The 24,788-nt window shown below is 60.7% G+C and carries 16 protein-coding genes and 3 pseudogenes; 11 read left to right on the forward strand and 8 right to left on the reverse strand.

Annotation, left to right across the window (positions count from 1 at the left end):
- The first annotated feature begins 494 nt into the window (after positions 1-494).
- The 3 genes and pseudogenes from EPD59_RS00255 (at position 495) to EPD59_RS00265 (ending at position 5,451) form a co-directional block, all read left to right on the forward strand.
- Positions 495-3,334 (forward strand): annotated as a pseudogene (locus EPD59_RS00255) (M16 family metallopeptidase).
- 273 nt (positions 3,335-3,607) lie between these two features.
- Positions 3,608-3,955, forward strand: a complete 348-nt coding sequence (locus EPD59_RS00260) for a hypothetical protein (RefSeq protein ID WP_133271037.1) — start codon at positions 3,608-3,610, stop codon at positions 3,953-3,955.
- A 335-nt stretch (positions 3,956-4,290) separates the two neighbouring features.
- On the forward strand, positions 4,291-5,451 hold the full coding sequence (locus EPD59_RS00265; protein ID WP_165963414.1) for an acyltransferase family protein: 1,161 nt from the start codon (positions 4,291-4,293) through the stop codon (positions 5,449-5,451).
- Positions 5,452-5,754: 303 nt separating this feature from the next.
- Here EPD59_RS00265 and EPD59_RS00270 read toward each other — a convergent pair whose 3' ends face one another.
- The 7 genes and pseudogenes from EPD59_RS00270 to EPD59_RS22045 all read right to left on the reverse strand — a co-directional run bounded on the left by EPD59_RS00270 (position 5,755) and on the right by EPD59_RS22045 (position 15,359).
- On the reverse strand, positions 5,755-6,624 hold the full coding sequence (locus tag EPD59_RS00270) for an NmrA family NAD(P)-binding protein (RefSeq protein WP_133271039.1): 870 nt from the start codon (positions 6,622-6,624) through the stop codon (positions 5,755-5,757).
- A gap of 655 nt (positions 6,625-7,279) precedes the next feature.
- Positions 7,280-10,508 (reverse strand): annotated as a pseudogene (locus tag EPD59_RS00275) (WD40/YVTN/BNR-like repeat-containing protein).
- 203 nt (positions 10,509-10,711) lie between these two features.
- Positions 10,712-10,936, reverse strand: coding sequence for a hypothetical protein (locus tag EPD59_RS23380; protein WP_317128351.1), 225 nt, complete (start codon positions 10,934-10,936; stop codon positions 10,712-10,714).
- A complete protein-coding gene (locus tag EPD59_RS00280) occupies positions 10,933-11,883 on the reverse strand; it encodes an MFS transporter (RefSeq protein ID WP_317128352.1) in 951 nt (316 codons plus the stop codon). The genes EPD59_RS23380 and EPD59_RS00280 overlap by 4 nt, the downstream gene beginning before the upstream one ends.
- Before the next feature lie 177 nt (positions 11,884-12,060).
- Positions 12,061-13,989, reverse strand: coding sequence for a TonB-dependent receptor plug domain-containing protein (locus tag EPD59_RS00285; protein ID WP_165963415.1), 1,929 nt, complete (start codon positions 13,987-13,989; stop codon positions 12,061-12,063).
- On the reverse strand, positions 13,932-14,267 hold the full coding sequence (locus EPD59_RS21435) for a hypothetical protein (protein WP_165963416.1): 336 nt from the start codon (positions 14,265-14,267) through the stop codon (positions 13,932-13,934). The genes EPD59_RS00285 and EPD59_RS21435 overlap by 58 nt, the downstream gene beginning before the upstream one ends.
- A gap of 753 nt (positions 14,268-15,020) precedes the next feature.
- Positions 15,021-15,359, reverse strand: a complete 339-nt coding sequence (locus EPD59_RS22045; protein WP_449404372.1) for a winged helix-turn-helix transcriptional regulator — start codon at positions 15,357-15,359, stop codon at positions 15,021-15,023.
- 272 nt (positions 15,360-15,631) lie between these two features.
- On the opposite strand from EPD59_RS22045, the gene EPD59_RS00295 reads away from it, so the two are divergent.
- From EPD59_RS00295 to ureG, 6 genes and pseudogenes are all read left to right on the forward strand, one after another.
- Positions 15,632-16,231, forward strand: coding sequence for an urease accessory protein (locus tag EPD59_RS00295; protein ID WP_133271041.1), 600 nt, complete (start codon positions 15,632-15,634; stop codon positions 16,229-16,231).
- Between the two features lie 52 nt (positions 16,232-16,283).
- Entirely contained in the window at positions 16,284-16,958 is a 675-nt protein-coding gene (gene ureA / locus EPD59_RS00300; RefSeq protein ID WP_317128353.1) for an urease subunit gamma, read from the forward strand.
- A gap of 87 nt (positions 16,959-17,045) precedes the next feature.
- Positions 17,046-17,594: a hypothetical protein gene (locus EPD59_RS00305; RefSeq protein WP_133271042.1), complete on the forward strand. Its 549-nt coding sequence runs from the start codon at positions 17,046-17,048 to the stop codon at positions 17,592-17,594.
- 15 nt (positions 17,595-17,609) lie between these two features.
- Positions 17,610-19,324: pseudogene (gene ureC, locus EPD59_RS00310) on the forward strand (urease subunit alpha).
- A gap of 117 nt (positions 19,325-19,441) precedes the next feature.
- Positions 19,442-19,996, forward strand: coding sequence for an urease accessory protein UreF (locus EPD59_RS00315; protein ID WP_165963417.1), 555 nt, complete (start codon positions 19,442-19,444; stop codon positions 19,994-19,996).
- Between the two features lie 15 nt (positions 19,997-20,011).
- Positions 20,012-20,764, forward strand: coding sequence for an urease accessory protein UreG (ureG, locus tag EPD59_RS00320; protein WP_133271044.1), 753 nt, complete (start codon positions 20,012-20,014; stop codon positions 20,762-20,764).
- Positions 20,765-20,774: 10 nt separating this feature from the next.
- On the opposite strand, the gene EPD59_RS00325 is transcribed toward ureG, so the two are convergent.
- Positions 20,775-21,476 (reverse strand): urease accessory protein UreD, encoded by a 702-nt coding sequence (locus EPD59_RS00325; RefSeq protein ID WP_165963418.1) that lies wholly within the window; start codon positions 21,474-21,476, stop codon positions 20,775-20,777.
- Positions 21,477-22,199: 723 nt separating this feature from the next.
- On the opposite strand from EPD59_RS00325, the gene EPD59_RS00330 reads away from it, so the two are divergent.
- Positions 22,200-22,577 (forward strand): GNAT family N-acetyltransferase, encoded by a 378-nt coding sequence (locus tag EPD59_RS00330; RefSeq protein WP_165963419.1) that lies wholly within the window; start codon positions 22,200-22,202, stop codon positions 22,575-22,577.
- Between the two features lie 108 nt (positions 22,578-22,685).
- On the forward strand, positions 22,686-24,530 hold the full coding sequence (locus EPD59_RS00335; protein ID WP_133271047.1) for a glycoside hydrolase family 13 protein: 1,845 nt from the start codon (positions 22,686-22,688) through the stop codon (positions 24,528-24,530).
- The last annotated feature ends 258 nt before the right edge of the window (positions 24,531-24,788 follow it).

Below are 24,788 nucleotides of genomic sequence, written 5' to 3' on the forward strand. Positions count from 1 at the left end.
CCGAACTCACCAGCGCACAGATCGCTTACTCTTTCCATTGCTGTCACATTTATTAAACGGTGCTTGACAAATGCTACAGGACTAATCGCTCAACCCTTTCGAAACCCACCTCAACTTACGTCCTCCTTCTGGGCGGCTTCGCTAGACCACTTCCGTAGGGGCGCCGGCTGAGGTGGTCGATGAGGTAGCGGATGGTGTCGGTGGGCGAGCCCGTACCCAGCCCGAGGCGGAAGCCGGCAACAGGTGGTGCTGCCCGCTGCTGGCACCGGCACAGCGCTGCCTCTGCGGGGCTTCGTGCCGGGCCTATGCCATGTGCGGATGCCGGCCGACGCCCCGCAGGTGGGCCAGCGACTGGTGATGGAGTAGGAGAGCGCAAACGGGCAGCACCACAGGGGGCAGACAACTTTTCTGCTCTATATTCGCTCGGAATACTAGGAATCTATTTCCTGAATTTGAAACGGCGCTGCTTTTTCTTCGCAGAACTTAACATAAGTATGAAAACCTCGAAATTTCATTTCGTTACCGTCGCTTGTCTTTTGTTTTCGGTGCTTTCCGTTTCGGCTCAGAAACCGACAGGTAAGCCCCTTTTCAAAGTCGAGTACGAGAAGTTCACGCTCCCAAATGGGTTGGAAGTGATTTTCCACGTCGACCGTTCCGACCCGGTCGTCGCCGTTAATCTTACTGCCCACGTTGGCTCGGCGCGCGAGAAAGCGGGACGAACCGGATTCGCGCATCTTTTCGAGCATCTTCTTTTTCTCGAATCAGAAAATTTAGGCAAAGGCGGACTTGATAAGATGACCGCCCGCATCGGCGGTTCGGGCGCGAACGGCTCGACGAGCCGCGACCGCACGAACTACTTGCAAACCGTGCCGAAAGACGCGCTCGAAAAAATGCTGTGGGCGGAAGCCGACAAGCTCGGCTGGTTTATCAACACGGTAACCGAGCCGGTGCTGGCCAAAGAAAAACAAGTTGTTAAAAACGAGAAGCGGCAGAGCGTCGACAATAATCCATACGGGCATACGTCTTACGTGATCGACAAGGCGCTGTATCCGGCCGACCATCCGTATAACTGGCAGGTCATCGGCTCGCTCGACGATTTGCAGAACGCGCAGCTGTTGGACGTTAAAGAATTTTTCCGCCGCTGGTATGTTCCGAATAACGTAACGCTCGTCGTCGCGGGCGATTTCGATACGGCGCAGGCGCGCAAATGGGTTGAAAAATATTTCGGCGAAATAAAACGCGGCGAAGTCGTAAAATCGCTGGCGAAGCGCCCGGGAACGCTAAAAGAAACCGTCAAATTTTATCACGAAGACAACTTTGCGAAATTGCCGGAATTGACCCTGACGCGTGTCGGCGTCGAGCAGCTTCATCCGGACTCCTACGCGCTGAATGTGTTAACGCAGTACCTCGCCGACGGCAAGAAAGCGCCGCTTTACCGCGTTCTGGTTGAAGATAAAAAATTGACTTCCGACATTTCGATGGTCAATTACAATTCGGAACTCGCCGGCCAAATAATGCTCGAAGTGCGCGCGTTCGCCGACAAAGATCTGGACGAAGTGATGATTGGCATCCAGGAGGCGTTCGCTCTTTTTGACCGAGAAGGCATTTCGGAAAAAGATTTGAGCCGCATCAAAGCCGGCCAGGAAACGAGATTTTACAATTCGTTGTCGAGCGTTCTCGGCAAAGGCACGCAGCTTGCGCAATACAATTATCTGACGGGCAATCCGGGATTTGTCGAAACGGATATAAAAAATATACTCGCCGTGACGGCCGCAGACGTGCGGCGCGTGTATCAGAAATACATCAAAAACAAGAAGTACGTAGCGACGAGTTTCGTGCCGAAAGGCAAATCGGCGCTCGCGCTTGACGGGTCAAAAAAGGCGGAAGTCACGGAAGAAAAAATCGTGCAAGGTGCCGAAGACGCCGTTGACCCGACCGCGGCCGCCACCTACGAAAAAACGCCTTCGACTTTTGACCGAAGCATGGAGCCGCCATACGGGGCGGTGCCCGAGGTCAACGTTCCGGCGATGTGGGAAGACAAGCTTACCAACGGCTTGCGCGTTCTGGGCATCGAAAACAGCGAAGTGCCACTCGCCCAGTTTGAAATCATCGTCGACGGTGGTTTGCTGCTCGAGGATATAAACCGAGTCGGCGTCGCCAATTTGATGGCGCGAATGATGACGCAGGGGACGCAAAAGAAAACCGCGCAGGAACTCGAAGAAGCAATTCAACAATTAGGGGCTTCCATAAATGTTGTAGCCGGAGCCGAAGACATCCGCATCTCGGTCAACACGCTCGCCAGAAATTACGAGCCGACGCTTCGGCTGGTCGAAGAAATTTTATTGGAGCCGCGTTGGGACGCCAAAGAATTCGACTTGATAAAACAATCCGTCGTCAGCCAAATTCGCCAGCAGGAGGCGAACCCGAACGCGGTCGCGCAACTAAATTTCAACCGTTTAATTTACGGTAAAGACAACATTCGTTCGCGCAATATTCTGGGAACGGCCGAATCGGTTGCGGCCATCACGCTCGACGATGTAAAGGCTTTTTACGGCAAAAGTATATCGCCGTCAGTCGCGCGAATGCACGTCGTCGGCGCGCTGAACAAAGCGGCGATTATGAAGCCTTTAAACGAAATCAATAAAAAATGGGCGAGCAGAACCGTTGCAATTCCCCCTATACAACGCCGTCGGCACCGGCCAAATCGCAGATTTATTTCTACGACGTGCCGGACGCCAAACAATCGGTCATTCGTTTCGGCTATCCGGCTCTGGCACAAACCGACCAGGATTTTTATCCGGCGACCGTTATGAATTACATTCTCGGCGGCGGCGGTTTCGCCTCGCAGCTAACGCAGCAGCTGCGCGAAGGCAAAGGCTACACCTACGGCATCACTTCGGGTTTTTCCGGCACTAAAAGTCCGGGGGCCTTCGTCATCGGCAGCAGCGTTAGAACCAACGTAACGCTCGAATCGGCGAAGTTGATAAAAAGCATTTTGCAGGATTATCCGAAAAATTACTCGGAAAAAGAGTTGGAAACGACCAAAGGCTTTCTGATTAAGAGCAATGCCAGGGCGTTTGAAACGGCCGGCGCGAAACTGAATATGTTGGAGAACATCAGCAAATACGGCTGGAAATACGATTACGTCAAAGACAGAGAGCGAACGGTCAAAGCAATGACCGTCGCGCAGGTACAGGATTTGTCGCGTAAATATCTCGACACGGACAAAATGTTCTGGCTCGTCGTCGGCGACGCCAAAACGCAATTGCCGCGTCTGAAGGAACTCGGGTTCGGCGAGCCAGTATTAATCAACAACCGAACTTCCGAAAAGTAATCGGCAAGAACCAGCCGTTGCCCTTAGCCAGCTGCTCGCGGTTCGGTCTTTCTCCCGCAGGTGGCGCCGGGCGGCGCTGTCTTTTCTGCTTCCCTTCGGCGCGGCGGCGCATGCCCCGGCCTGGCAGGCGGCCCTGAGTTCTGACAGGCCCGGCGCCACTTACCGCAGCGCCACCTTGCCGGCGGCCGGCGGCGCAGGCACCGTGCTGAAGCTGACTGACACGGGCAGCGCCGCTCCGCTGGGCTAGGCGCCGCGCGGCGGCGAGGGCTGGCTATGGAGAAGAAACCGCGGCCTTCGCTGCCGCCCCCGGCAAGCACCGCATTTGCGGAGACCCCGGACGTAGTGCCCAGCCCGCGCCTTTCCTTTACGGTGTCGGTCGCCGTGAAGAAGGGAAGCTACTTCTATACGTTGACCGATATTGCCAACGAAGCCACGGACACGACTCATAGTCAATTGCCCGTTCGAGTGGAGGCCATCCTGCGCCTCACTAAGGCCATGCGGAAGTTGGACCCCACGAGTGAAAACCTACCCGACCTGTTGGCGTATTTGCCCGCGGTCCACGCCGAAATGCTGGCCGTCACGCAGCGCCTCGAAGCCGCTATGGTGGCGCCTACGAAATAGCCCGCCGCAGGAGCGAGTACGTGCCGGCTATGCTGTTTGCTAGCCCGTAGACCAGCCTGCTGAAGTTGTGTCCCCTTTCTTCAACGCTCCCTTGAGAAAAGTGACGAGTACCGGCTCTGGTTGAGGCTTACCTGGAATAAGCGGAGAACTGCGACTGCATGGGGTACAGGAGAAGACTGCAGGAGCGGGACCACATCGGGTGCTGGCGGGCGCGTCGGCAGTCGGCGCCCGCCTTCGCCCAGGGAAGTCGGGTAGCCAGGGCGGATTTTGTTATATTTAAGTATTGGAATATATTATTAAGTTTGGAGGATCGAACCCGCCCTCCTCCTCCTTGTATGCGCTACATTGCTCAACTCGATGCCCTGCGGGCCCTGGCTATCCTGTTTGTGTTGATCAATCATACGGTGCCGAAAAGCCACCCGCTCTTTACCCTTTCCGATAAAGTTTCCGGGCCCGATATCTTTTTTACCCTCAGCGGCTTCCTGATCACGGCCCTGCTGCTGAAGGACCGCGAGGCGGTGGCGCTCCAGCGCCTCACCAAGTTCCGCGTCTTCCTCCACTTCTTTGTCAAACGGGCCTTGCGCCTCTATCCTGCCTATGTGTTGCTGGTGGGGCTGGATTTTTTCTTGCGCGGCCTACCGGCCGCTAGTTATGGCCCCTATGTATCGTTCACCTCCAACCTGGTCATCTACCAGCAGCAGGACTGGGGGCCGCTGGCGCACCTGTGGACGATGGCGGTGGAACAACAGTTTTACCTGTTGTGGCCCTTTGTGCTGCTGCTGCTCCCGCGGCCGTGGTTGCCCTATGCGATAGCGTTCTTTGTCAGCGTGGGCCTCTACAGCCAGCACGCCGTCCCCGCCACCGACTTCAGTCATGTGCTGCCGCACACGTGTTTGGATGCCTTGGGTCTGGGCGCGTTGCTGGCCTGGGTAGTCCTCGAAAAACCCCAGTACCTGCCCCAACTATACCGCGGCCTGTGTGGGCTGGCCTTCGCCAGTATAGCCCTGATGGTGGCTCCGAGCGCGTTTGGGTTCGCGCCGCCGCTGCCGCAGCGCACGTTGGTGGCCGTGCTGGTCGTGTGGCTCATCAGCTACTTCGTAGTGCGGGGAGAGAAGGAAGGCGGGATGGTGAACGCCGTCTTGACGACGAAACCCTTACTGGTTATCGGCAAGCTGAGCTACGGCATTTACCTCTACCACCTGACGGTTCTGTCTTGCGCGTACCCCGTGCTCGACCGGCTGAACCGCTACCTGCCCTTTTATGAAAGTAGCGCGTATGGCTATTGGCTGGTCGAATCCCTGCTACTCATCGGGGCCGTGGCCTGGGGCTCGTGGAACTACGTGGAGCGGCCGCTTCAGGCCCGGAGTAAGCACTGGCTGAGGAAGAAGACAACCTCCCCCACGCGGTCCCCGCGGCGGCCTAACCGAGGGGAGGTGGTGGATTCACGGCGGGCCCTCTTCCCGTTCGCCGTTCCTGAAGGCGCTAGCGCGTCCTGACAGGATTGGGAAAACGGACCTACCACGGCGCCCACAAACCGCCCTTGTAGGAGCTACTGATAGCGACGTAAAGCCTCCCCTAAGGGTCCGTTTGACGGACCCTTTTACCCCCCCGCCAAACCTCCGGTTAACGGACACTTTATCGATCCTTAAAATCTGCTCAGAAAGGCTGTTTCAGGCAGGTGTTTGCCTACCCATTTTCTGGACAGACTAAACCGACTAGGACGGGGACGTTTTTTGGGTCCAGATCAACGCCGCTTATCCTCCCTGTTGCTGGTTGACCAGACGCGAGGACGAAGGAGGCTAGCGCTCCGAGTGCTGATGAACGAGTTGGTGGAAGTAGGCGTGCAAGGTCGTGGTGCCCCGAATCGGGTGCGGGGGTAGCTCGTATTGCTGATCGAGCGTGATACCCGTCATGTGGGCCATCGATTCGGCCGCCGGCGCCGAGAAGCCCACCGCCTGCAAGGCCTGGGTCCACTCGGCCCGTGGGGTTACTTCCACCGTTACGGGCCGGTGCAGCACGTCCGTCAAGGCCGCGGCTACCTCCGCCGCGCAGTACCGCGCGGGGCCTTCCACGTAGTGCAACCCCGTCTGCGAGAGTGGTTCAGTCAACAAGCGGGCCGCGATGCGGGCGATGTCCACCGGAGCCACCATCGGCAGCTGAAAGTCGGCGGGATACAACGACGGCACTGTTCCTGCTTGCCGGGCGCTGGCCAGGGCCGGGTCCCAATTACTCATGTAATAGGCGGCGCGAATAATACTGGTGGGAATCGGCTGCGCGGCCAAGGCTTGCTCCATGGCGTAGAGCACCCCTAAATCCCCTGCCTGGGTGCCCGGCTGCGCCCCGTACGTGGATTCGGCCACTACCTTGTGCAGGCCCGAGTCGGGGAGGGCAGCGAGAATAGCGGCCAGGCTTTTCCGCTCTTCGGCGGCCGTGTCGGTGGCGGGTGGCGCCGGCGGGTTCAGCAGAAATAAGCGCTGACCCTGGCGAAATATAGCGTGGAGGGCGGACGTGTCGTGCACGTCCGCCACCACCGTCTGGGCGCCGTGCTGCTGCCAGTGCGGGGCGTGGTCCGGGGTGTGCAAGACGAGCGTAACGGGCTCGCCGCGCGCTAAGAGCAGGTGGGCGAGCGCCGACCCAATATGGCCCGTAGCACCCAAAATGATATGCATGGGAAAAAGACTAGGGTAGAAGAAATACCGGCAGCCCCCCGCTGCGCCGAAGCCAAGGGGAAGACCTGTAATTGTGTACGGAAAGAAACCAAGAGGTGGCTAGTCGTCTAGTTTTACCCAAGGGCTAGCATATGCGACAAGGCCTTATCCTAGCTGGTCAACGGGAAGAGGAGATGTTTGAAGTAGACCCTTTATTCGAACACGTTATGTACCCTCACGGCTGCCCGCGAAAGCACGGTTTTCGGGCGGCGTTTTTACCCCATAGAGGGATCCTTCCTTTTGAGCGGATTTACCCGCTAATTCCATGAGGACCTGTGTATGGCCCTCAACATGCAGAGATACCAAATGGAACAATAGGGGCCTTATAGGTCTTTAAATAAGGTCCGAAAAATCGGCGTTCCTAAACCTTGTTTTACCGCGCCCAACTAAGGATACGATGCAGTCTTTACCAGGCGAATCCATCCTCGCTGGAAGTGTCCGAGGATCTTCCTCACGACGGCAGGAAAGCAGGCGGCTATTCATTCGGGGGATAAAGTTTATCGCTTGACGAAGCTGTTAGCTGCCACATTAGCTTCTCCTCGGCAGCCACAAAAAGCCCAGACCGAACAGTCGATCTGGGCTTTTTACTACACACCTTGCTTTATAAACGTATTCCTTACAAGCTACTGGGAGCAGTGGGTGGGGCTGACGGAGGCAGCGTAATCGCATCCACACGCTTGTCGCGAATGAGCTTGTTCAGGGCCGGCAGATCCTGCTCCCGGATCATTTTGAACTGATTGAGCTGCTGATTAATCTGCTCCGTCACTTCCTTCTTGAAGGCCACGGCCTGCTCGGTGGGCCGGTAGTCGCCGGTGCTGGCCTGCCCGACCAGGGCCGCTAGTTTGTTGTTCAAGCGGATAGGAAAGTTCAGGGGGTCCTGGCCGCTCTTGTTCTTGGTTTGATAGAGCGCCTCCTCAATCTGGGTGATTTTCTTGTCAATGGCCGCGGCCGATTCCACGATATCCTTGGCATTGGCTTGATCCTTCAACGGGCCGGTAATGGCAGTAAGCTGCCCGCGCAGGGTACGGATATCGCGAATGGCATTGTGGGTTTCGGTGAGCTTCTGCTGCACTTCCTGCAGAAAGGTAAACTGCGCCTGCAGATCCTCCGGGGTGGCTTTACTGCGCGGGTCAGGCAATACTTTAAAGGTCGCTTCCTGCGTTTCCTGGTTGAGCGTCAGGCGGGCTGTGTAGGTGCCCGGCACGGCCCTAGGCCCCTGCGTGCCGCCCCCCACAGAATAAGCCCTTCAAACTGGCTTGCATCGGGGTAGCTTAAATCCCAAACGTAGCGGTTCAGGCCCTTACGAGTAGGCAGCAGCTCCCGTTTTACCTTGGCTTTTTCGGCCTTCGTCAAATTTTTGCCCCCCAGCTCCCGCTCCGTGTTCGTGAACGTGCGAATACGCTTGCCGCTCGCATCCAGGATTTCCAGCTTCACCTGGCTGGTCGAATCCAGCTTTTGGGCGAAGTAATAGTGTAGCATGACCCCACCCGGATGGTTTTGGCCCGCAGTTTTAGGTATCGTGGGGGTGCCGCGTCCCTCCATCTTATAGCTCGCGGCCGGCGTGTAGAGATGAAACTTGCTGGCGGCCACCGGCGCACTCAGCTGGTGCAGGGGGTAAGGTCGTCGAGCAGCCAGAACCCGCGGCCCTGCGTGGCGGCAATGAGGTTGTCGTTTTTAATCGTGAGGTCCGTGATGGAAACCGGGGGCAGATTGAGCTGCAACGGCTGCCACTGCTGCCCGTCAGTAAAGGAGACGTACAAGCCGTATTCGGTGCCCGCGTAAAGCAGCCCGGCGCGCTTGGGGTCGGCGCGCACCACGCGGGTGAAATGCGTGTCGGGAATGCCGGCGGTGATTTTTGTCCACGTCTTACCGTAGTCGGTGGTCTTGTACAGGTAAGGCCGAAAGTCGCCGGATTTGTACATAGTAGCCGCTACGTAGGCGGCGCCTTTCGTGGTGGGGTGGGCGTCGATGCTGTTAATCTGAATCCAATCGGGCATGCCTTTGGGCTGCACTTTCGTCCAGGTTTTGCCCTGGTCGCGAGTTATGTGCAACAGTCCGTCGTCGGAGCCTGTCCAAATTACGCCTTGCTCTATCGGCGATTCCGCGATGGCGAAGATGGTTCCGTAGTATTCCACGGCCGTATTGTCCTTGGTAATAGGTCCACCCGAGGGTCCCAGGGTTTTGGGGTCATTGCGGGTCAGATCCGGGCTGAGTATTTCCCACGACTGCCCTTGGTTGGTTGTGGCGTGCAAATGGTTGGAGCCCGCGTAAAGCTTTTTGGGGTCATGGGGGGAAAACAGCAGGGGAAAATTCCACTGGAACCGGTATTTCATGCCCTCCGCGCCGTGGCCCATGGGGTTATCGGGCCATACGTCAATGGTGCGTTCCTGCTGGGTGCTATGATCTACGCGGGAAAGAAAACCGTCGTAGCTGCCCCCGTACACGATATCAGGGTTGCGCGGGTCGACAGCGATGTGGGCGCTTTCGCCCCCGGCCGTCGGCTCCCAGTCGCGCTCCTCGATGCTGCGGCCCGCCGTGCGGTGCGGAATGCGTACGGTCGAGTTGTCCTGCTGGGCCCCGTAGATGCGGTAGGGGAAATGGTTGTCGGTAACCACGCGGTAAAACTGGCCCGTGGGCTGGTTGTGGTACGTGGTCCAGTTCAGGCCCCCGTCGGTGCTCACCTGGGCGCCGCCGTCGTCGGCCATGACCATGCGGTTAGGATTCTCGGGGGCAATCCACAGATCGTGGTGGTCGCCGTGGGGCGCATCCGCGGCCTGGAAGGTGCGCCCCCCGTCCTTGCTTTTGTGGTAGGACACGTTCAGCACGTACATCACGTCCGCGTCCTTGGGGTCGGCATAAATGCGGGTATAGTACCAGGCCCGCTGGCGCAGGTTGCGGTCATCGGAAAGCTTCTGCCAGTGCTTGCCCCCATCGTCGGAGCGAAATAAGCCCCCCTTTTCCGCTTCCACCAAGGCCCACACCCGGCTAGAGTTCACCGGCGACACGGCCACGCCGATGATGCCTAAGGTGCCCGTCGGCAAGCCTTCGCTGCGGGAGATATCCTGCCAGGTGTCGCCCCCATCGGTGCTTTTCCACAGGCCCGAGCCCGGCCCGCCCGAGGAGAAGCTGTAGGGGGTGCGCCGCACATTCCAGGTGCTGGCGTACAAAATGCGCGGGTTGCTAGGGTCCAGAATCAAGTCGACGGCGCCCGCGTCTGGGTTAGCAAACAGCACGCGCTCCCACTTCTTGCCGCCGTCTTGGGAGCGGTACACGCCGCGCATTTCGCTGGGCGCGTACAAATCGCCCATGGCTGCTACATACACCAGATCCGGGTTTTTGGGGTGAACGCGAATGCGGCCGATATGACGCGAATCCTTGAGGCCGACGTTCACCCAGGTCTGGCCCGCGTCCTGCGACTTCCACACCCCAAAGCCCGACGACACGTTGCCGCGCACCGTTTGCTCGCCCTCGCCGGCGTACAGCACGTTCGGGTCCGATTCGCTGACGGCTACGGCCCCGATGGAGCCGCCAAAGTAGCGGTCGGAGATGTTTTCCCAGGTGCCGCCGCCATCGGTGGTGCGCCACACGCCGCCCCCGGCCGTGCCCATGTAGTACAGGTTGGGGTTGCCGGGCACGCCCGTCGCCGTGCCCGCCCGTCCGCCGCGGTAGGGGCCAATGGAGCGCCACCGCAGTCCATTGTACAAGGTGGTGTCATAGACTGCGGTGGTGCCTTGGGGGGCTTTCTTTCGCTTGGCGCGCTGCTGGGCTTCGGCAGGGGCTGGGAGCAGCAGCAGACCAAACAACCCGCCAAGCAAAGCGGCATTCAGGGGTAGGGGAAGTTTCATAGGCAAAAGAAAAGAATAGCAAGGGGTGAGTACCGAGAGTCGACGCGCCAACCTGCCGGGGGAAGTTTCCATCCAGTCAACTGCCTCTAAGGTAATAAGCTTCGCTTCTAAATCAGCCGGGAAGGTGCCGGCCACTAGGACGCGCTGGTTCAAGGTCCGGGGTACTCCTGCTTGCCCCCACGCCGGCGAACCGAGCGGAGGGGTTAGCTCCCTGCTTTTTCTACGCGAACCTGGGCTAGGTAAGCGGCCACGCCCACCGCCATGACCGCGGCCACGCCGAAAGGCAGCGCCACCCCGCCCCACTGCCAGAGCAGGCCCGCCCCGGCACTCGCGCCTAAGGCAGCCAGGCTGCTCAGCCCGCCCAACGTGCCCAGGGCCGCGCCGGTGTCCCGCGGGGCACACAGGGTGCTGACCCAGGCTTTACTCACCCCTCGGTGGCGGCGGCGTACACGCCGTAGAGTACGAACAGGGCCCCAAACGTCCACCGGTCGTGGGCCAGCGCGACCCCGCCATACACCCCGGCAAACACCACGAAGCCCATCACCAGCAAGCGCCGCGGCCCCCACCGATCGGCCACATGGCCTAAGGGCCAGGCGCAGAGCGCGTAGGTGAGGTTGTAGAGAACATACAGCCCAATAACCGTGGGAGCGGGGAGGCCCCGCGCTTGCGCCACCAGCAATAAAAAGGCATCCGAGCTGTTGAATAGGGCAAATACCAGCAGCCCCCCGACGACGCGTCGATACGCGGGCGGGGCCTGCCGCCAGTAGCGGAACGCCACCCAAAAAGGCACGACCGGACGCCCCGAGGGCACGGCCCGTCCCTCGCGCAAGCCGAAAGCGAGAAGGACTGCCACTGCCCCCGGCAGGAGGGCCCACAGAAACAGCGACCGGTACTGCCCCGGATACGCCGCCAGCCACCCAAGGGCCGCCAGCGGCCCCAACACGGCGCCCACCGTATCCAGGGACCGGTGAAATCCGAACACCTTGCCCCGATTCGCGGGGGTGGCTTCGTGCGCGAGCAGGGCATCGCGGGCCCCGGTACGCAAGCCCTTCCCGAGCCGGTCCACGGTGCGGACCAGCAGCACCCCAGTCGGGGTAGTCAGCCACGCTAACAGGGGCTTTGACAGGGCGCTCAGGCCATAGCCCCACTGCACAAACGGCACCCGTCGGCCCAGGCGGTCGGACCACTGCCCGAAGTACCCTTTGCTCAGGCCGGCCACGGCTTCCGCCATGCCTTCGAGCAGCCCGATGTACAAGACCGAGAAGCCAATAGATTGCAAATACAAGGGCATCACGGGGTAGAGCATCTCACTGGCCAGGTCGGTGAACAGGCTGATAAGCGAGAGCAGCCAGACGGCGCGGGTCACGAATCGCATGGGGCAGCGGAGAAGGTCTAGATTAGAACCATAAGGTAAGCCGGATGGCAAGACTTTGGCTACCAGCGTTGGTAGCAGGAGTAGTGTTATCAGGGATTACCCACCCATAAACAACGCGCTAACCTTGAATAGGCGGCTAGCGCGCTTTCCAGGCGCAGGTTGGAAACCCTGACTAAACTACTGAGTGAAGCGCAGCGCCAGCACCAGGTTGCGGCCGGGAGCACTGATGCCGGAAGCGAACTGCCGGTAGCTCTGGTCCAGCAGATTCTCGACGGCCGCCTGCACCGTCCAGCGCGGGGTGAGGCGGTAGTCGGTGCGCACCGTTACCGTGTACCAGCCGAGCGCGCCCGCGGGCGTGGCCTGCTCCAGGTTGTCTTCGCCCGAGGGGCTAAACTCACTCGGGCGCTTGCGGCCATTACATAACACCGATGCTTCCCCCGTGAAAGCGCGGCGGCGGTAAATAATTGCCCCCCGGCCGTACAGGGGCGGAATGTGGTCGAGCGGAGCGCGCCGCGTGAGGTCGCGCCCTTTCGTGTACGTGAGGCTGCCTTGCATCGACCACCCGCCTAGCTGGGCCTGGGCACGGGCACTGAGTCCGTAGATACGCGCCCGACCCGTATTGGTCGTGGCGACGGTCGTGTAGGTCTGCCCGTTGAATTCCACGGTTGCGGCCCCGCTGGGGGTAGCGTAGGGCTGCACGGTCAGGGCGTCGTGCAGCTGGGTATAGAAACTCGTCAGGGCGACGTGCAATTGGTTCTCGAGCGTGTGCGACAGCTCTACTTCCGCCGTACGGACGCGCTCGGGCCGCAGGGCGGGGTTCGGCAGGAGCAAGGTGCCATTATTCTGCTCGAAGGTCTTCCCGGCGTCATCCACGTTGGGATTGCGAAAAGCGGTGCCGACCAGCCCGGTGGCGCGGAACCCTCCCCGCAACTGCGCCACCAGCCCTAGACTGCCATCAAGCGAGGCCGAGGACTGCCGGAGGTGGCGGACGGCGGTCTGAAAGAAGCGCGGATCGAACTCGCCGCGCAGCCGCACGGTGCTCACGCGCAGCCCCGTGGAAAGGCGGAAGATGGGCGTCAGCGGCCAGCGGTGCGTGGCATATACACCGGTGGTGGCGTAGGTAGCCCCGTGGGGGTAGCGCGTGACTATGGCCTGCCATTGCCCGGTGCTGACGTTCCGGCCGGTACCCGTGCTACGCACCCGGTTATGCGTAACCTCCGCCCCGTAACGCAACTGGTGGTGGCCCAGGGTTTTCTGCAGATCCCAGTTCGCTGACCATACCCGGACCTGCTCCCGGTTCTCCTGCCGCAGCTCCTGGCCAAAGTCGCGCACGAGGCGGCTTTCGGCCAGGAGTTGCAGGGCCGGCGTGAAAGTTAGCGCATCAAAAAAGCGCGTCGGGTGGCTGTATTGAACCTGATAGCTGGCCAGCAGCCGGCGCTGCGGGCCGTAGTTCCACTCCGCATAGCGTGGCAAGCCGTTGGCACGCACTACCTGGAGGCGGTCGTAGCGCGGCACAGTGGTGGTCGTCGAGTACTGCAGGTTCAGCAGATGCTGCTGCTGGGGGGTGGGCCGGAACACGACCTTCTGCAGCACGTCGAGTTGACTGTACCCCGAGTCGCGCTGCCGGTGAGGATCTGCGTTCACGAGTACACTATCCCGCTGGCCCAAGCGCCGCACGTAAAAAGGCTTGTCGCCAAAGCCCGGAAAGGAGGCGTAATCGCGGCGTCCCTTGCGCAGGTCGTCAAAGTCGGTGGCGGTCACGCTGGTCAGCAGCGCCAGGCGCTGCCAGCCCAGGCTTACATCCGCGTGCGCGGTCTTCTCCCGAGCGGCCGTAGCATATCGTAGTAGACTGGTGGTCCGCGCCACGGGCGCGGCGGCGCTGCTGTCCGCTAGCTGGGGCTGCTTGGTGTGCAGGCTGATGACCCCGCCCAAGGCATCGGACCCGTAGGGCACGGCCCCCGCGCCGCTGAGTATTTCCACCCGCTCGAGCACGTTGGCGTCAATGCCCAGCACATTTTGCAGGTGGCCGCCGCGAAAAATGGCATTGTTCAGCCGCACCCCATCGACGACCAGCAGCACCTTGTTGGCTTCAAAGCCTCGCAACACCGGGCTCCCCCCCCTAATTGGGATTTCTGTACATACACCCAGCCACTCTGCTGGAGCGCATCGGCCGTGGTGGGCGGGTTCAACAGCCGAATAGCCCGAGCGGACAATACGTCCACCTGCTGGGGCACGGTAACGCGCGATTCTGCCCCCCGAGTGGCCGAGACAATGACGCCCTGTAAGCTGATAGGGCGGATACTATCCGGTACGGCTTGCTGGGCGCTGGCCGGCAGACAGCCAGTGACGAATAGTCCCGTGAACAGCCCACGTAAATAGAACACAACGATGGCAGGGTGAACGGGTGGCGAGTGAACGACTAATGTAGATAAAAAGCCTAAGTATGATAGCCGCAGGATGGAAAGTCGCTGCTATTCCTGAACGAAAATATTAGCTTGAACCAAACCGCGCCGCGCCCTTGCAACAGGCTCATTTGCAAACCGCTAGTCTCTAGGTATAGCGATGAATCGAGTTAAGGGCAAGGCCCAGCAAGTCATAGAATAAGGGCCCTACGGGGAGTGACCGGTGAAGTCGCCCCCTCCGCTCGCCCGCCTGGTCCCACAAGCCGGTTCAGAAATGAAAGCTCCCTGCGCTTTCGGGCCCTCGCTTGTTGACCCGCTTGCAGGAAAGACTCTTGCCTTCCTTCCCTCGTGCGCCGCGGTGCTCTAGTTGAGAGCACCAGCTTTACTTAGCGCACCTATCCAAGGGAGCCATGCACGGTCGGATGTGGTTACTAGCGGCAGGCGCTGCGGCAGGTTTGTCGCTCCGGATGGCCCGCCCGCCAGCAGGCCCCATTAATTAAAGTCCATTAGGCTAACGTATGGCCCCTACGTGATGCTCATCGTGACGGCCGCCATCTGAGCGCATCGGGTTGAAGGATCTTTGCACGCGCCGGGGCAACCGGTCGCAGGACTTCCTTCCTGCAACCGGTTGCCCCGGCCACGCTGCTTCCCTTGGCCCGACGAAGCCCCTCCGTTTCTACCCTCGCACCGCGGCGGCTTCGTGAGCAGGCCCTCCGGAACACGGCCCCACAGGGCTTATCTTATGGGCGCTGTTGCGGCCGACTGCGCCACGACTCGGCGCAGCTGCGCCTGGTGCTCATCGCCCCAGCGGCCCAGCGCCGTGAGCAGGGGCAGCAAGGATTCGCCCAAGCCCGTGAGGTGGTACTCCACCGTGAGGGGGCGCGGACACGGTTTGCTTGCGCAGGAGCTCGTGGGCCAGGAGCTGTCGCAGCTGCAGGTTGAGCATGCGGGGGGCGGCGCCGGGCAGGCGCTGATGCAGTTGACTAGGCCGGCGCAGGCCCTGGCCAATGAAGTAGAGCAGGCTGATTTTCCACTTACCGGCCGTGACTTCCCGCAGCAGGTCGAGCCCTCCATCAGGACTGCTACCCCTTATTGCTTACGCTTAGCTCACGGGGTAGAAGATCTGACGGGACATGGCGTGGGGGGGCGCGCGCTCAGATTCGACCAAGGGCCCGTCGTTGCGGAGGAGCGACTTGGACTACCCCCGATGAAAAAAAACGCCTGAAACCAAAGCAGAACACAGGCGTTCCCTTAGCATGAGCAGAAATGAACATTTTGTGAGAAGCCTATCGAATGTATAGGCTAGTTATCTTACATTAGGGAATATTATGCTTAACCCCCTTTAAATGGAAGGCCTGTTGCCCTTAATTTTTGCTTCTGTAGCCGGAATGGGTCATGCGTTTGAACCCGACCATATTTTGGCTGTGGGCAACTTGATTTCGCGCCGGGATACCTTGGCGGAAGCCCTGCGCGAGGGGATTCTATGGGGGTTAGGTCACACCACTACCTTGGTCGTCGTGGGGGCCATCATCCTGCTGGGCAGGCTCACCATTCTTACGGGCGGCTACTTCGAGGCCACCGTAGGCCTGCTGCTGGTGCTCATGGGCCTCAGCCGGCTGCGGGAACAGCGCAAACCCGCGCCGCGGCCACCTACCGCAGCGGCGCCGGGCTGGGCCTTCGCCGTGGGCCTGCTCCACGGGCTGGCGGGCAGTGGGGCGCTGGTGCTGCTGGTGATGAGTGAGTTGCGGGATGTCAGCCTGAGCCTCCTGTATTTCCTGTTGTTTGGCGGGGGCTCCCTGGTGGGTATGTGCCTGGTGGCCGGCTTGTGTCACGTGCCCTTCACCCGGCGCATGCGCCTCAGCCGCCGCCTGCAGGCCGGCACCGTCACCTTGTCGTCCCTGCTTTGCGTGGGCTACGGCAGCTGGATGATGTATGTGAATCTGTGAGCATACCTTCCCCCATCCCTACCCGTTTCCCTACCGAAAACAAACGCCCGCCGTGCATCTCTCCCCCAAAGACCTTGATAAGCTCGTTCTCCACCAGGCCGGCTTCGTGGCCCAGAAGCGCTACGCCCGGGGCCTGCTCCTCAATTACCCCGAAGCCGTGGCCCTGCTGGCCACCCAACTGCTGGAATTTATTCGTGACGGCGAGCGGGTAGCCATCCTCATGGACAAAGGCAAGCAGCTGCTCGGCCTCGCTGACGTGCTGCCCGGCGTGGCCGAGCTGGTGGACGAAGTGCAGGTGGAAGGTACTTTCCCCGACGGCACCAAGCTCGTAACCGTGCATCACCCCATTTGCCGCGAGACCGGCAACCCAGACTTAGCACTTTACGGCTCCGGCCTCACCAAAAAAGCTCCCCAGTCCGCCCCGGACACCGACAGCGCCGCCCAACCCGGCGAGTACCTGCTGCTACCGACGGATCTGGTCCTCAACGAGGGCCGCGCAACGGTACAAATCGAGGTGGTGAACATGGGCGACCGGCCCGTGCAGGTCGGCTCGCACTATCCCTTCTTTGAAACCAATGCCGCGTTGCACTTCGACCGCGCCGCTGCCTACGGCTACCGCCTCAACATCCCGGCCGGCACCGCCGTCCGCTTCGAGCCCGGCGAGCGCAAGCGCGTGACGCTGGTGGCGCTGGGGGGCAAAGAATCGTGTACGGCGGCAACGGGCTGATTGATGGGGAATTGGGAGAAGAGAATAAGCAGGCGGCACTAAATAAGCTTGCCAATAACTGACGAATGCTCTTGTCATCTGATTAATATGGTAACCCCAAAAAGCACTTGGTCTGACAGAATTCTGCGTGTAGTTGGAGTGATTATTCTGGCCTTTTTTGCCAAGTATTTAATTGGAATTGGCCTGCTATTAGGAGCCCTATTCGTTGCTATTGGAATTTTAGCGCTAATCGGTTTTCTAATCAGTTCATTTTTTTCAAACAAGAAATTTCAGGAGGAATACAAAGAGTTTTTGCACCGCGCAGATGGAAGTTGTTTTTTCTTCTACAACAGCCGGAAAAGTAGTGTTGAGTTCGCAAAACATGCTGTTGTTCCGCATCTTGATCCAACTACGAGAGTTGTTTTTGTGGATGGAGAAGAAATTGATTGTGGGCCTGATAGCAAATTTATTTCCCACATGCTTTATGGTGTAAAAGAGAAAAAAGGCTTTCCTTATTTAATTAAAGTAATTGATGAACAAGCGCTGGACTGCTCAGTCAATAATCTATTTTACAATACAATGACAGGTAAAAAGCCTTTGATTCCCTTACTGCAAAGAATCAATGCTTTTTATGAAGCACCTGCTACCTCTAAATGACTCTTGTGTCCTGATATGTCTTTTCCCCTCGACCGCCGCGCCTACGCTGAGATGTACGGCCCCACCACGGGCGACCGGGTGCGCCTGGGCGACACCGACCTGCTCATTCAAGTCGAGCACGACTTCGCCGTGTACGGGGAGGAGTGCAAGTTTGGCGGCGGCAAAGTCTTGCGCGACGGCATGGGCCAGGCGGCTGGCATAGCCGAAGCCGACGCGCTGGACTTGCTCATTACCAACGCCTTAATTATCGATTACACCGGCATCTACAAAGCTGACGTCGGCATCAAGCACGGGCGCATTGCCGCTATTGGCAAAGCCGGCAACCCGCATATCATGCCCGGCGTGACCGCGGGCATGATCGTGGGCGTGACCACCGAAGTCGTGGCCGGGGAAGGTCAGATTCTGACTGCCGGCGGTATCGACTGCCATATCCATTTCATCTGCCCCCAGCAGATTCCCGAGGCCCTGGCCTCCGGCGTGACTACCATGCTGGGGGGCGGCACCGGTCCGGCCGCCGGCACCACGGCCACTACCTGCACGCCGGGGGGCTTTTATCTGGCGATGATGCTCAAAGCCACCGAGGCCTATCCGCTGAACTTCGGCTTCCTGGCCAAGGGCAACTCCTCCAAGCCCGAGGGCCTGCGCGAGCAGGTGGAGGCGGGGGCGCTGGGCTTCAAGCTGCACGAGGACTGGGGCACCACCCCCGCCGCCATTGATATGTGCCTCAGCATCGCCGAGGAGTACGACGTGCAGGTGTGCATTCACACCGATACGCTGAATGAAAGCGGCTTTGTGGAAACCTCCACGGCCGCTTTTAAGGGGCGCACCATCCACGCCTACCACACCGAAGGCGCCGGCGGCGGCCACGCCCCCGACATCATCAAAATCTGCGGCTTGCCCAACGTCATTCCCTCCTCCACCAACCCCACCCGCCCCTTCACGGTCAACACCCTGGACGAGCACCTGGACATGCTCCTGGTCTGCCACCACCTGGATAAAAACATCCCCGAGGACGTGGCCTTCGCCGAAAGCCGCATTCGGGGCGAGACCATCGCGGCCGAGGACATCCTCCACGACATGGGCGCGCTCAGCATTATTTCCAGCGACTCCCAGGCCATGGGCCGGGTAGGGGAAGTCATTACCCGCACCTGGCAAACGGCCCACAAGATGAAAGCCCAGCGCGGGCCGCTGCCCGAGGATGCGGGCCGCGCGGCCGATAATTTCCGCGTGCGCCGCTACGTGGCCAAGTACACCATCAACCCGGCCCGCGCCCACGGCATTGCCCACGAAGTCGGCTCGGTGGAGGTGGGCAAGCTGGCCGATCTGGTCTTGTGGAAGCCCGCCTTTTTCGGGGTGCGGCCGGAGATGATTCTCAAGGGGGGCATACTTGTGCAGGCCCAGATGGGCGACGCCAACGCCTCCATTCCCACGCCCCAGCCGTCGTTCTCGCGCCCCATGTTCGGGGCCCTAGGCGGCGCCGTCGGGCCGGCCGCGGTGGCGTTCGTCTCGCAGGCGTCCCTGGCCCGGGTGCAGCAAACCTACGGCCTGCACAAGCGGGTGGTGGCGGTCCGGGGCTGCCGGGCGGTTTCCAAGCACGACATGGCGCTGAATGACTACCTGCCCAACATTGCGGTGGATCCGGAAACCTACCGGGTCACGGTGGACGGGGAGCACCTGACCTGCCCCCGGCCGAGACCCTGCCCCTGGCCCAGCTCTATAACTTATTTTAATATGCACTTCGCCCGCCTCCTGCACCTGGTGGATTCGGCTATTCCGACCGGCTCGTTCGCGTACTCGTCCGGGCTGGAAAGCAGCATCGCGGGGGACTCATTAGCTCGGCCGCCGACTTGCGCCAGTACCTGTACGCGTACCTGCAGCAGGCGGCAAGTGCCGAGTTGCCCTACCTCACCGCCAGCTTCCGGAGGGCGGACCTGGGGAAGGAGTTTGACCTGGTGGCCGCCGACTACCACGCCCAGCTGCTGGTGCCCAGCCTGGCAAAAGCCAGCGCCGGGCAGGGCCGCACCTGGCTGCGCCTGCTCACGTCTTTCTACCCCGAGGCGCCACTCCCCGAAATAGCCCTGTGGTTTGCCCACCGCCACCTGCCGACCCACTTCACGCTGGTATTTGCCCTGAGTTTGCAGCGCGTCGGGTTTGTCCTACTCGAGGTGCAGACCATGTTCTTGCACCTGCAGCTGCGCGACCAGCTCAGCGCCGCCATCCGCCTGGGGTTTTTGGGCCCGCTGGAAGGGCACCGCCTGCAGCACGACTTCTACGCCGTCTTCGACCAGCTGCTGGCCACCTCCACCGGCCTGGACTACCAGCAGGCCACGCGCACGGCCTTCTTGCTGGAGGCCGCCCAGGGCCTGCACGCCGACCTCTACTCGAAGCTATTCCAAAACTAACGCTATCGGTTTGCCATGGCCTTTGCCGAAAAACTTGCCCTGCTGCTCCACGGTCACCGCCACGAAGCGTACGAGTCGCCCGGCGACTTCACGGCCCGCGAAACGCGGCGCCTGCCGTCCTACCGCAACTTCCGCCGCCGCGCCTTCACCGTGGGCATCGGCGGGCCGGTGGGCACGGGCAAAACCGCCCTGCTCAAAGCCCTGTGTGAGCGGCTGCGCCACGAGTTTGCGCTGGGCGTCGTCACCAACGACATCTTTACCCGCGAAGACGCCGAGTTTCTCATCCGCCACAGCGCCCTGAGCGCCGACCGCATTGTGGGGGTGGAGACCGGCGGCTGCCCGCACGCGGCCATCCGCGAGGATATTTCCCTGAACATGGATGCCCTGGAAGGCCTGATGGCGCGCTTCGACTACGCCCTCGACTACCTGTTCGTGGAAAGCGGGGGCGACAACCTGGCCGCCCACTTCAGCCGCGAGCTGGTGGACTATTCCATCTACGTGATCGACGTGTCGGGGGGCGACAAAATCCCGCGCAAGGGCGGCCCCGGCATCACCCAGTCTGATTTGCTGGTCATCAACAAAATCGATTTGAAAGACCTGATCAAGGCCGACCTGGGGGTCATGGCCCGCGATTCGCAACAGATGCGCGGGGAGGGCCCCTTCCTGTTTGCCCGGGCCACCGACGGCCACGGCCTGGACGAGATCATCGCCCACATCCTCGCCGCAAAAGCCCGCGCATTGGCTGCCGTGCGGGAAGACCGGCGCTAATTTAGGAGGATTAATACTTTCGCTTGAGCGGATTATAGCCCAGCAGTTCCTCCGCTGCCAAGGCCGCTAGCAGTGCGTCGCACAGGGGCTGCAGCGCCGCCCGGCTGCGGGCAGCGGCGCGCAGCACATACACGTTATCCCGAGCCCGCACGACCGATACCAAGCACTCCACCGCGTCGACCCGGAAATGCGGCTGCTGGCTACCCGCCATTTTTTGATTTTCCAGCACGCGGCCTAGGTGGGCAAAGCGGCTATCGGCCGGGCTGCCGACCAGAAAGACCGACAAGAAGGTGTGATAGTCGGCGAAGTGGGCCGGCGACGGGGCGATGTGCTCCGCGGGGCGAAAGGAAAACCGATCCAGCACCACCAACTGCTGGTTGACGTGGACCCGCAGCTCCGTCTGCAGGGACGTGAAGGCAAACCGCTCCCCCTGCTCCAGGCGGCCGGCGTGAAACCAATCCAGCAGCAGCAGCAGGGAGTCCGGCTGCAGGTGCCAGTCCTGGGTTTGGCGGTAGCGGCTCTGGGCCTGCAACACCACCGGATCGGGAAACACCACGGCCAGCGCTCCCGCCCCCAACACCCCGGTGGTATGTTGCTCGGCCACGGCCCCGTCGGGGGACCGAAAGACGCGGGTGCTGGCCTGGGTGCTGAGAAAGAGCCGCGTGTGCACCTCCCCGGTGAGGTGGAGGCGCAGGCTGTCCCCGGCGACCAAGCCGCCCCCGTAGCTGGAGAGCACCACGTGGCAGGTCGGGGTAGGAGAGGCGGGGTTGAGCAGCTTGAGTGGTTGCTGGCTGAGGCTGACCACCAGGCGGCTTTGGCCGCGCACGACCCGGACCGTCAGCGCACTGACCCCCGGCTCCGGGAGGCGGGGAGCCGACGGAGCGCGGGGCAAGGCGGGGGGAGCGGAAAGGTTGCTGGTGGCTAGCATGTTGACTTGTATGTGCTTTTTGTTGACGGCAGTCCTATAGGTGAGCAGCTTCTTACCCCTTAGGAAAGCCTACCCTGCCGTTACCCCTCATATCGACAGGGGGGAAGCAGCGGCACCACCGCAACCAGGATTGGGTAAGAGGATGAAGCCCCCGGGTGGGGTAGGAGGAAGGATGGCCCCTGAACTTAAGACGAAAATATAATTAAAGTCGAGTAGCGATTAAAAGTGAAGGGCAATCCTAGATTATTATGGTTTCATTGGTGTCAACGCCCTTGAAATATAGGCTATATTGTAGCAATTGTTGCTTTTTTTTGACATGCCGCCTTATATTTAACACTCGCTTACTAGTTGCTTTATGGCCTAGTCCCCCTGTGACCATCCTGCTGTGGTCGACGGATGAGAAAGGGTGGATATGTGTTTCTTCCCCGCATCCGTCCCGACCCGAACAGGCCGTGTAAACTGGTTGGGGAGATCTTTTTAAGCGGTAGAAATTCTTATCCTTCCTCCATGCAGCTCTATACCACGGATACGCACATCGATGGGGCACAAGCCGTGCGCTTTGTAGGTCTGCTCGATGACCACATTATTTCCTACGCTACCCTGGGCCTGACTCACTACCCCAACACGCCGCAGCAGGCCCTGTTAGCCGATGTTCATGTGCACCCGGCTTACCGCGGCCGGGGCTGGGGCAAGCTACTACTGCAGCGCGTGTTGCAAACGGCGTGGGAGCGCGAAAAAAAGGTGGTTGCCCTGCACGTGCGCTACAATAATTGGGTAGCCCGCGCCTTGTACCAGCGCCTGGGTTTTCACCGCTACGATGCCGTCACCCCGGATGGGCTGCTGAGCTATTACTATCAGCACCCAGCTCCTACGCCGGGTCGATGACCGCATCAGGTCTAGGCTCCGCGGTAGGTTGGGCGCTTTCGCGTATGTTTAGGGTACGGCCCCCCGGGCGCCCTTTCCTTTTGCGGGCCTACCCCCCGCCTAGAAAATATGACAGTTCCAACGTTATTCCGCCGGCTGACCGCACCTTGTCTCGGGCTGCTGCTCGGCCTGGCGCTGAGCAGCCGGCCCCGGCCGGCGCAGGCCCAAGCCCAAGCCGATTTCACCCCCACCTGGAGCAAGGGCGTGGTCTGGTACCAGATTTTCCCCGAGCGCTTCCACAACGGCGACCCGAGCAACGATCCGCAGGCCGCCGACCAGAACGGGGCTTACCCCTTCGATGATTCGTCGGCCTTTCAGATTCACCCCTGGACGAGCGACTGGTACCGCCTGCAGCCCTACGAGCAGCAAAACGGCAAGGACATCTACTACAACCTGCAGCGCCGCCGCTACGGGGGCGACGTGCAGGGCATCCTCGACAAGCTCGACTACCTGCAGCAGCTCGGCGTGAACGCCCTGTACTTGACGCCCGTGTTTTGGTCGCCCTCCTCCCACAAGTACGACGCCTTGTGCTACCACCACGCGGACCCCACCTTCGGGCCCGACCCGGCGGGGGACAAAAAGCTGATGGCCACGGAAAACCCGCTGGACCCCCAGACCTGGGTCTGGACCAAAGCCGACTTGCTGGTGCTTAAACTTATTGACGAAGTGCACCGGCGGAACATGCACCTCATTTTCGACGGCGTCTTCAACCACCTGGGCGCCCAGAGCTTTGCCTTTCGGGACGTCGAAAAGAACCAGCAGGCCTCTCCCTACGCCGACTGGTTTATGGTCACCAGCTGGCGCAATGCGGCCACGGGCACCCCCTTTGCCTACAAGGGCTGGTTTGGGGTCAAGACCCTGCCCGAGCTAAAAGAAGACAGCACGGGCATTGTCGCCGGGCCCAAGCAGTACATTTTCCACGCCACCCAGCGCTGGATGAACCCCATGAATAAAGGCGCGGCCCATGGCATTGACGGCTGGCGCCTGGACGTGGCCTACGATGTGGGCCATCCCTTCTGGAAAAGCTGGCGGCAGTGGGTAAAGCGCCTGAACCCGCAGGCCTACCTGACGGCTGAGCTGGTGTTTCCGGTCGAGCAAACCCGGCCCTACCTGCGCGGGGATGAGTTTGATGCCACCATGAACTACAACTTCGCCTTCGCCGTGCACGACTTTTTCGTGCAGGAGGCCACCGCCTCCTCGGTCACCCAGCTGGACGCGCGCCTGCGGGCGCTGCGCGAGGCCTTCGGCCCCGGCGTGCCCCTGAATATGCAAAACCTGGTGGACAGCCACGACGCGACGCGCATCGGCAGCGCCGTGGCCAACCCCGACGGCAAGAAGTTCGGGGACTGGGGCGCCTATTTTTCGTGGAGCCAGAAGAGTAACAACAAAAGCTACAATGCCCGCAAGCCCACCCCGGCCCAGCGAAAAAAGCAACGGCTCATTGCCGCCTTCCAGCAGCTGTACGTGGGCTCCCCCATGCTTTTCTACGGGGACGAAGCGGGCATGTGGGGCGGCAACGACCCGGATTGCCGCAAGCCCATGGTCTGGGCTGACCAGCGCTACGAAGCCGAAACGTTTAATCCGGATCAGAGTACCCACGCCCCGGACCCCGTGGGGTTTGAGGCTGACCTGTTTGCCTGGTATCAGCGCTTCATTGCCCTGCGCCGCAGCTCGCCGGCCATTCAACGCGGCGCGTTTACCACCGTGGCCACCGACGATGCCCGGCAGCTGTACGCCTTCCGCCGCACGCTCGGGAAGGAAGACGTGCTGGTCGTGTTTAACCGTGGTCCCCGGCCGGCGGCCTTCACCCACGCCGTGCTCACCGAGCATACCTATCAGGATGCGTTCACGCGCCAACGGGTGACGCGTCTCACCGTACCGGCCATGGACGTGGTCGTGTTGCGCACCAAGTGAGGGCCTGGCCGCCGGCTGCTACATACCAATCCCTACGCCGCCCAATACCCTACCCGCTGCGGGCAGTCGCCGGCCGATAGAATTGTCCCAGGTGGGCAGCGACAAAGAACTAGGTAACCTTACTCGGAAGTTTAGGGAACGTGCCTAATCCTTACTTCTTACCAGCTAACCCTTCGCAATTGGCGGAGCGAGCTAGGATCGGTAGGGAGGTGGTAGCGGACCCTACACAGAGATTTTATTGTATCGTAGCGCAGGCTG

The sequence above is a fragment of the Hymenobacter radiodurans genome (assembly GCF_004355185.1).
GTDB lineage: Bacteria > Bacteroidota > Bacteroidia > Cytophagales > Hymenobacteraceae > Hymenobacter > Hymenobacter radiodurans.